Genomic DNA, 8,531 nt, shown 5'->3' on the forward strand with positions numbered 1-8,531 from the left:
TCCCTCTCAGTTGCCCTGCATTCTCCAGGGCTCCTTCTTCGTCGGAGGAAGCGAACGTGAACAAACCTCCTAGTTGGACTCGGCGCGCCTCGGCCGGGTTCGCCGCGTCCGTCGTCGCGGTCGGCGCAATCGCGTTGACCGCTGGCTCCACCACCGCCAGCGCCGCCCCGCAGACCGGGGCCAGCACCCCGAAGGGTCATGGGTCGGACAAGCTCGGATCGCACGACCACGAGCTTCTCGCCCAGGCCCGGGCCAAGGGCGACAAGACCGTGATGCTGATCGTGGCCACCGACAAGGGCCGGGCCGGCAGCGTCGCCGCCGAGCTGCGCAAGCTCGGGGCCACGGTGGCCCGCCAGGTCGACGGCGTCGGCTACGTCCGGGCGAGCGTGCCCACGGACGCGGTGCTGCGGGCGGCGAAGCTGCCCGGCGTCGCCGCAATCGACCTGAACGAGTCCGTCCCGCTGCCCAAGCCGGAGCCGTTCACCACCAAGGCCGACGGCGCCACCCAGGGTGCCGCGGTGGCGGCGCCGGGCCCCGACACCCCGGCCGCCAACCCGTACATGCCGACCAACGAGACCGGCGCGGTCGCGTTCAAGCAGGCGCACCCCGAGTGGGATGGCCGGGGCGTGACGATCGGCATCATGGACTCCGGCGTCGACCTGGACAACGCGGCGCTGCAGACCACCTCGACCGGCGAGCGCAAGATCGTCGACTGGTTCACCGCGACCGACCCGATCTTCGACTCGGACGGCACCTGGCGGGCCATGCTGACCTCGGTGGCCGGGCCGACCTTCAGCTACGCGGGCGCCACCTGGACCGCGCCGGAGGGCAACTGGCGGATCAACCGGTTCTCCGAGAGCATCACCAGCGGTGACGAGCCCGGCGGTGACCTCAACAAGGACGGCGACAAGACCGACACGTTCGGCATCCTCTACGACCCGGAGAGCCACGACATCCGGGTGGACAGCAACCAGAACCGCGACTTCACCGACGACGCGGTGATGCGCCCCTACAAGGAGCGCTACGACGTCGGCCACTTCGGCACCGACGACCCGGCCACCGCGATCGCCGAACGCACCCCGTTCGTGGTCGAGTACCGCGAGGACGTGGATCTCAGCCCGTACGGCGGCCCCTACGTCGGGCAGAAGAGCGACTTCGTCAACATCGGCATCGTCGAGGCCCAGCACGGCTCGCACGTCGCGGGCATCACCGCCGCCAACGACATGTTCGGCGACGCCGCCTTCGACGGCGCCGCCCCCGGCGCGAAGCTGGTCTCCGCCCGCGCCTGCAGCTGGGGCGGTGGCTGCACCTACGCGGCGCTCACCGACGGCATGGTGGACCTGGTGGTCAACCGGCACGTCGACGTGGTGAACATGTCCATCGGTGGCCTCCCCGCCCTCAACGACGCCAACAACGCCCGTGCCCAGCTCTACGACCGGCTCATCAACGACTACGGCGTGCAGCTGTTCATCTCGGCCGGCAACTCCGGTCCGGGCATCAACACCGTGGGCGACCCGTCGGTGGCCAGCAGCGTGGTCAGCGTCGCCGCCGGCGTGAGCAAGGAGACCTGGCTGGCCAACTACGGCTCGGTCACCCGGACGCCGTACCAGCTGTTCAACTTCTCCTCCCGCGGGCCGCGCGAGGACGGCGGTTTCAAGCCGACCATCACCGCTCCCGGCTCGGCGATCTCCACCACGCCGCTGTGGCAGCCGGGCGGCCCGGTGCCGGAGGCGGGCTACCAGCTGCCCCCGGGCTACTCGATGCTGAACGGGACCTCGATGGCCTCCCCGCAGGCCACCGGCGCCGCCGCGCTGCTGCTCTCGGCCGCCAAGGCGAACGGCTTCGCGGTCGCTCCCGCCGAGCTCCGTCGCTCCATCTACTCGTCTGCGAAGTGGATTGACGGGGTGCCCGCCCACGGTCAGGGCAACGGCCTGTTCAACACCGTCGGCGCCTGGGACCTGCTCGCCGGCCACGGCGTCGAGACCCGCGGCTACAGCGCCTCCGCACCGGTCTGCACGCCGCTGTCGGGCTTCCTGAGCACGGCCAACACCGGCACCGGCGTCTACAACCGGTGCGCGGTGGGCCAGGGTGGTCAGCGGGCGAACGAGGACAAGACGTACACCGTCACGATCACCCGGACCAGCGGCCCCAACAAGCTGATCCGGCACGACGTGACGCTGCTGGGCAACGACGGCACCTTCCGCGACTACCCGCACAGCGTGGTGCTGCCGCTGAACAAGCCGGTCACGCTCCGCCTCGAGACCAACGGCGGGTACGGCGTGCACAGCGCCGTCATGCGAGTCGACGACCCGGCGACCGCCGGCGTCGATTTCGAGCTGCTCAACACCGTGGTCATCGGTGCGAACCCGGCCGCTCCTGGGTACGGCTTCACCACCTCCGGTTCGGTGGACCGCAACCTGTTCACCTCGTACTTCGTGAACGTGCCGGCGGGCGCCTCGGCGCTGCAGGTCAACCTCTCCGGCCTGGCGGACGGGTCGCAGACCCGGTTCATCGCCTTCAACCCGTACGGCGTGCCGGTGGAGAGCACCTCCAGCCTGGGCTGCTACAGCAACTTCTCGGACGCGGCGGCCTGCAAGCCCAGCGAGCGGGACTACGCCAACCCGATGCCGGGCCTCTGGGAGATCGAGGTCGAGTCCCGACGAACCTCGCCGACGCTGGAGAACCCGTTCCAGCTGACCGCACGCGTGCAGGGTGTCAAGGTGGAGCCGGCCGTCGTCGACCTGCCCTCCGTCACGGCGGGTCAGGCCACCCCGGTGACCTGGACGCTGACCAACCAGTTCGGTCCGGTCAACGTGTCGGGTAAGGGTGGCGCGCTGGGCAGCGCGGCGATCAAGCGGCCCAGCATCGCCAACGGCGAGACGCTCACCTACGAGGTCACCGTGCCCGAGGGTGCCACCAGGCTCGACGTCGCGATCGGCAAGACCAGCGACCTCGGCGCCGACCTGGACCTGTACGTCTTCCGCGGCACGACGCGGGTCGGCTACTCGGCCGACGGCGACTCGGAGGAAGCGGTTTCGCTGGCGAACCCGGCGGCGGGCGTCTACACCGTCGAGATCGACGGATACTCGGTCCCGGCCGGCACCACGGAGTTCGACTACCGCGACGTGTTCTACTCCGCGTCGCTCGGCTCGGTGTCGGCGCCGTCCACCACGCTGCCGCTGGCCAATGGCGGCACCGGCACCATCACCGGTTCCGTCACCGCAAGCATGGCCCCGGCGGCGGGCCGGCAGCTCTTCGGTGAGCTCCTCGTGGTGACCGACGAGGGCGCGACCGTCGGTCGCGGCAACGTCTCGATCGGCGCGGTCAACTGACCAACCGCTGAAACAGCAGGAGCCCGTCCCCGGTCCCGGGGGCGGGCTCCTGTCTTTGTCGGCCTCAGGCGCGGCGGGCGCTCTCCACCACGAAGGGGGTGCCCTGCTGGCAGGTGGTCATCATGCCCGGCTGGGGACGCCCGGTGACGATGACCCGGGCACCGGGCTTCAGCACGTCACGGGGGCCGCCGATCAGCAGGTTGCCGTCGAGCAGCAGGCAGTTGGGCTCGACCCCGGCCTGAACCGTGCCGGTGAGCGTGGTGTCGCCGGCCGGCGGGGGCTTGGTCGGCCCGGAGGTCCCCTTCGGCGGCAGGGTCGGCATCGGGTCGACCGGGTTGCCCGGATCATTCGGGGTGGCGCTCGGCTGCGGGGTCGGTTGGCTGCTCATCGGGGCGGCTCCCGTGGGGCTGGCGGCGCCGTCTGTACCGCCCTGGCCGGCGCAGGCGCTCAGCGCCGCGCAGACGACCAGGGCGGAGGCGGCGATCCGTAGGGTCCTCATACCGTCTCAGACGTACCCGGTGGACAACGCGTTCCCGCCGGCCGGCTCAGCCGCGGGTGGCCGCCGCGGCGGCCTTCATGTCGCGCTTGAGCTCCTGCGGCAGCGAGAAGGTCAGCCGCTCGTTGGCGGTGGTGACCTCCTCGACGTCGGTGAAGCCGCGCTCGGCCAGGTGGCCGAGCACCTGCTGGACCAGCTCGTCCGGCACGCTGGCACCGGAGGTGACGCCGACCGTGCCGGCCCCGGCCAGCCAGGCGTCGTCGATCTCGTCGGCGAAGTCGACCAGGTGCCCGGCGCGGGCGCCGGCGTCCAGGGCGACCTCGACCAGCCGCACCGAGTTGGAGGAGTTCCGCGAGCCGACGACGATCACCACGTCGCACTCGGGGGCGATCTCCTTCACCACGTGCTGCCGGTTGGAGGTGGCGTAGCAGATGTCGTCGCTGGGCGGCGACTGGAGCAGCGGCAGCCGCTGCTTGAGCCGGGCCACCGTCTCCAGCGTCTCGTCCACCGACAGGGTGGTCTGGGAGAGCCAGACGACCTTGTTCGGGTCACGGACGGTGACCTTGTCGACGCTTTCCGGACCGTCGACGAGCTGGATGTGGGCCGGAGCCTCACCGGCGGTGCCGATGACCTCCTCGTGGCCCTCGTGGCCGATCAGCAGGATGTCGTAGTCCTCGGCGGCAAACCGCTTGGCCTCCTGGTGCACCTTGGTGACCAGCGGGCAGGTCGCGTCGATGGCCTTGAGCGAACGCGCCTTCGCCTGCTCGTAGACCTCCGGGGCGACGCCGTGCGCGGAGAAGATGACGGTGGCGCCCTCCGGCACCTCCTCGTTCTCCTCCACGAAGATGGCACCCTTGGCCTCCAGCGTCCGCACCACGTGCTTGTTGTGCACGATCTGCTTGCGGACGTAGATCGGGGCGCCGTAGAGCTTCAGCGCCTCCTCGACGGTCTGCACCGCCCGGTCCACGCCCGCGCAGTAGCCGCGGGGCTTGGCCAGGAGCACGCGCTTGCCGGTCCGGGGAGTCGTCTCAGCCTGAGTCACCCGCCCATCGTACGTGCCCGGTTTCCCGGCGGCAGCGGCTGCGACCGGTACCACAGCCGGGGCACGGGCTGGCAGAATGGGCGGACCGGCAGCGCGCGGGGCCACCGGGAAGACCCCCTTGCGGGTACGAGAGGACTGCGCCAACCGCCGGTACGACGTTTTTCCGACGACGGCGTGGCGAAGACGGCCGACCTGTCAATCATGAGATCGGCGGCGTGGGAGCTCGACATCGCGGTCAAGCTCATGATCGCCCGGGTCGTGTCGGTCTCGGCCGTAGGATGGGCGAGCAGCACGCGCTGTCGGGGCTCCCGCAGGTCGTCGGGGGCTGACCGTACGCTGGCCGGGTGACCGACGTCCCGCGCAGCACCTCCGAGGAACCCTGGCCGGTCCGGGTGGTCAGCCAGAAGGTCGGCGCCTGGATCGCGCGGCTGGGCTGGGTCTGGGTGGACGGCCAGGTGGCGCAGATCAGCCGGCGCCCCGGCGCCAGCACCGTGTTCCTCACCCTGCGCGACCCGTCGGCCGATCTCAGCCTGACCGTCACCACCAACCGGGACGTCCTCGATCTCGGCGCGCCGGAGCTGCGCGAGGGCGCCCGGGTCGTGCTGCACGCCAAGCCGGAGTTCTACGCCGCCCGGGGCACGCTGAGCCTTCGCGCCGACGAGATCCGGCAGGTGGGGCTGGGCGAGCTGCTGGCCCGGCTGGAGAAGCTCAAGAAGCTGCTCGCCGCCGAGGGGCTCTTCGACCGGGCCCGCAAGCGGCGCCCGCCGTTCCTGCCGAACCGGATCGGGCTGATCACCGGCCGCGCCTCGGCGGCCGAGCGGGACGTGCTGACCAACGCTCGGCGGCGCTGGCCGGCGGTGGAGTTCCGGACGGTCAACGTGGCGGTGCAGGGGCCGAGCGCGGTGCCGCAGATCGTGGACGCGTTGAAGGTGCTCGACGCCGACCCGACCATCGACGTGATCATCATCGCCCGGGGCGGGGGCAGCATCGAGGACCTGCTGCCCTTCTCCGACGAGGCGCTCTGCCGGGCGGTCTTCGCCTGCCGTACGCCGGTGGTCAGCGCGATCGGCCACGAGACGGACGCGCCGCTGGTCGACTACGTCGCCGACGTACGCGCCTCGACGCCCACGGACGCGGCGAAGCGGATCGTGCCCGACCTGACCGAGGAGGTACGCCTGATCGGCCAGGCCCGGTCCCGGCTGGAGCGGGCGGTGCGCAACCTGGTCGACCGGGAGTCGCACCGGCTCGACCTGCTCCGGTCCCGCCCGGTGCTGGCCCGCCCGCAGGTGATGGTCGAGCAGCGGGCGGCCGAGGTGACCGCGCTGCGGGACCGGACGGGGCGCTGCCTCGACCACCGGCTCGGGGCGGCCGCCGACGACCTGCGGCACACCCTGGCCCGGCTGCGCGCCCTCTCCCCGGCCGCCACCCTCGACCGGGGGTACGCCATCGTGCAGCGCGCGGACGGCCACGTGGTGCGTGCCGCGTCCGAGGTGACCAAGGGTGATCCGCTGCGGGTCCGCCTCGCCGAGGGCGAGCTCGCCGCGACGGTGGACGGCTGAGGCGCGGCTTCGCAACGACGGTCCAGGCGACCCGTGGCGCGTGCCGCGGCGGCGCGGAGAGGGTGTGGTGGGATGGTGGCGATGACTGACGAGACAAAGGGCGAGCAGCTCAGCTACGAGCAGGCCCGCGCCGAGCTGGCGTCCGTGGTGGAGCGGCTGGAGGCCGGCGGCACCTCGCTGGAGGAGTCGCTGGCGCTCTGGGAGCGCGGCGAGAAGCTGGCCGAGATCTGCCAGCGCTGGCTGGACGGCGCCCGGGCCCGGATCGACGCGGCCCGCCAGCCCGCCGAGGACTGACGCCCTTCTGATCGGGAACCGCGAGCGGGGCGGCCGAAGCCGCCCCGCCTCTGCTGATCCGCTCAGTTGAACAGGTTGTAGAACTCCGGCGGCGCCTCGACGACCTGGTCCGCCGGCGGCTTCTGCGCGGCGGTGGCGTTGCCGTAGTCCGAGTACGTGATCTTGATGTCCTGCCCGGCGCTGGTCGCGGTCGGTGTCGACGCGGAGGCGCTGGCGTTCTGGCCGGCGGCCGGCAGCTTGATCACCAGTTCGCTGAGCCGGCCCTGGGGGTCCAGCTTCGCGGTGAACGGCACCGACTGCGCCTGCGCCCCGAGGGCGGTGATCACGGCCGGGTCCATCGAGCCGGCCTCGGCCGCCTTCGACACGTCCAGCGTGCCCTCGTACGTGCCGTCGCCGGTCTGCCGGACCTCGGTGATGCCCTCGGTCAGCACCGAGCTGCCGGCCGGGTCCAGCTTGTCGAAGTCGAAGCCGAGCGCCCGGTTGCCCTTGATCCGGGTCTGGTCCAGGTGCTGGTACTTGCCGAGGTTGAGCTTCTGCACGCCGGGGATGCTGCTGGCCGACTTGCCGCCCAGCTCGGCCTTCACCCAGCTGTCCGGCTTGTAGTGGATGACGTCCAGCTTCATCATCAGGTCGGAGGACGGGTCACCGATGGTCACCCGCATCTCCGCGCTCTGGCTCGGCTCGTGCACCTGTCCCTCGGCAGTGGAGCTCGGCCCGGTCATGGTGAACCGGAAGTTGCCGTTGCGGATCTCGTTGGTGGAGTTGAGCAGGGCCTGCTTGGCGTCGCCGGTGCCCGGCGAGGCGCCGCTCGGCGCGATGCTGCCGGAGACCGCCGGGGACGCGGAGGCCCCCGCCTCGCCGGTCCCGGTGCTGTTGCAAGCGGCCAGGCCAGGGGTGAGCAGCGCTGCGGCGAAGGCTGCCGCGCTGAAGCGTTTAATGTTCACGTGAACCTCTCCAGATGGGAAGTCCGGCCCACGGAAGGCGCCGGAGGCGTGGCGCCGCAGCCCTGACGCCGGCTCCGGCGCACGAGCCCCGCCCGGCCGAAGGAGCGAGCCGGTGAGCCCGTGCAACCTCTGTTCCCTGAAGCGGCCTTCCGCAATCCCTGTCCGGTTCACGCGGCGGGTCGACGACCACTCGCCGGGAGGCGGGTCAGCGCAGCGCGCCGGCGAGCTGGCGCAGCTCGTTCTCCCGGGCGTCGCCGATCACGATCACCGTACGGTTCGGCTCCAGCAGCACCAGCGCCTGCTCGTTGCCCCGGGCGGTGTACCGCTGCCAACTCGCCCCGGGCAGCTCCGCCGGGCCCTGCGGCTGCCCGTTGCTCAGCTCGACCGGGAGCAGCTTCTCGGCCGGTACGTTGCTCTGCACGAGCTGCGCGCCGCGTCCCTCCGGCGTCACGTACCCGATCCGCAGCGTAGAGCCGCCGTCGGTGGTCTGGTAGCGGGCGCTGACCGTACGCCAGCCGGAGCCCAGGCCCTCGGGCTGGCTGACCGGGAAGGCGTTCGCCGCCCGGGCTTCCGCGACCGCCGGGGCGGGGTCCACCGTGGTCGGCTCGTCGCCGCCGAGGACGCCCCGGTAGAACGCGAGCAGCAGGGCGATCGGGACCAGCAGCACGAGCAGCGAGAGGGCCATGTCCCTCGGCGACCGCTCGGAGCGCGCCTTCTCCCGCCGGGCGGGCGGCGCCGGCTGGTCACCGGAGACGGCCGGGTGACTGCTCGCTCCGCCCCGGGCGGGGCCCTCGACCGGCTCGACCAGCGCCGGCTCCCCCGCGTCGGCGAGCGGTGCCGGCCCTGCGCCGGTCGCCCCCGTGG

The 8,531-nt window shown here is 72.0% G+C and carries 7 protein-coding genes; 3 read left to right on the plus strand and 4 right to left on the minus strand.

Annotated features, from left to right (window positions below; translation table 11 throughout):
- Positions 1-56: 56 nt before the first annotated feature.
- Positions 57-3,332 carry a S8 family serine peptidase gene (locus DKL51_RS17225; protein WP_109945709.1) on the plus strand — a complete coding sequence of 1,092 codons (3,276 nt, stop codon included), beginning with the start codon at positions 57-59 and terminating at the stop codon, positions 3,330-3,332.
- A gap of 64 nt (positions 3,333-3,396) precedes the next feature.
- On the opposite strand, the gene DKL51_RS17230 is transcribed toward DKL51_RS17225, so the two are convergent.
- Positions 3,397-3,831, minus strand: a complete 435-nt coding sequence (locus DKL51_RS17230; protein ID WP_109945710.1) for a hypothetical protein — start codon at positions 3,829-3,831, stop codon at positions 3,397-3,399.
- A 46-nt stretch (positions 3,832-3,877) separates the two neighbouring features.
- The gene (locus tag DKL51_RS17235; RefSeq protein WP_109945711.1) at positions 3,878-4,870 is read right to left on the minus strand and encodes a 4-hydroxy-3-methylbut-2-enyl diphosphate reductase; all 993 of its coding nucleotides are present in this window, start codon (positions 4,868-4,870) and stop codon (positions 3,878-3,880) included.
- A gap of 344 nt (positions 4,871-5,214) precedes the next feature.
- On the opposite strand from DKL51_RS17235, the gene xseA reads away from it, so the two are divergent.
- Together xseA and DKL51_RS17245 are read left to right on the plus strand one after the other, a co-directional pair.
- Positions 5,215-6,429: an exodeoxyribonuclease VII large subunit gene (gene xseA, locus DKL51_RS17240; RefSeq protein ID WP_109945712.1), complete on the plus strand. Its 1,215-nt coding sequence runs from the start codon at positions 5,215-5,217 to the stop codon at positions 6,427-6,429.
- An 81-nt stretch (positions 6,430-6,510) separates the two neighbouring features.
- Entirely contained in the window at positions 6,511-6,723 is a 213-nt protein-coding gene (locus DKL51_RS17245; RefSeq protein WP_109945726.1) for an exodeoxyribonuclease VII small subunit, read from the plus strand.
- A 62-nt stretch (positions 6,724-6,785) separates the two neighbouring features.
- Here the strand turns inward: DKL51_RS17245 and DKL51_RS17250 are convergent, their stop codons facing one another.
- Together DKL51_RS17250 and DKL51_RS17255 are read right to left on the minus strand one after the other, a co-directional pair.
- Entirely contained in the window at positions 6,786-7,667 is an 882-nt protein-coding gene (locus tag DKL51_RS17250; RefSeq protein ID WP_109945713.1) for a hypothetical protein, read from the minus strand.
- A 205-nt stretch (positions 7,668-7,872) separates the two neighbouring features.
- Positions 7,873-8,531, minus strand: a 659-nt coding sequence (locus tag DKL51_RS17255; RefSeq protein WP_148097808.1) for a DUF4245 domain-containing protein, incomplete at its 5' end; no start/stop codon positions are given.

It is taken from the genome of Micromonospora globispora, from assembly GCF_003857015.1.
Taxonomy (GTDB): domain Bacteria; phylum Actinomycetota; class Actinomycetes; order Mycobacteriales; family Micromonosporaceae; genus Micromonospora; species Micromonospora globispora.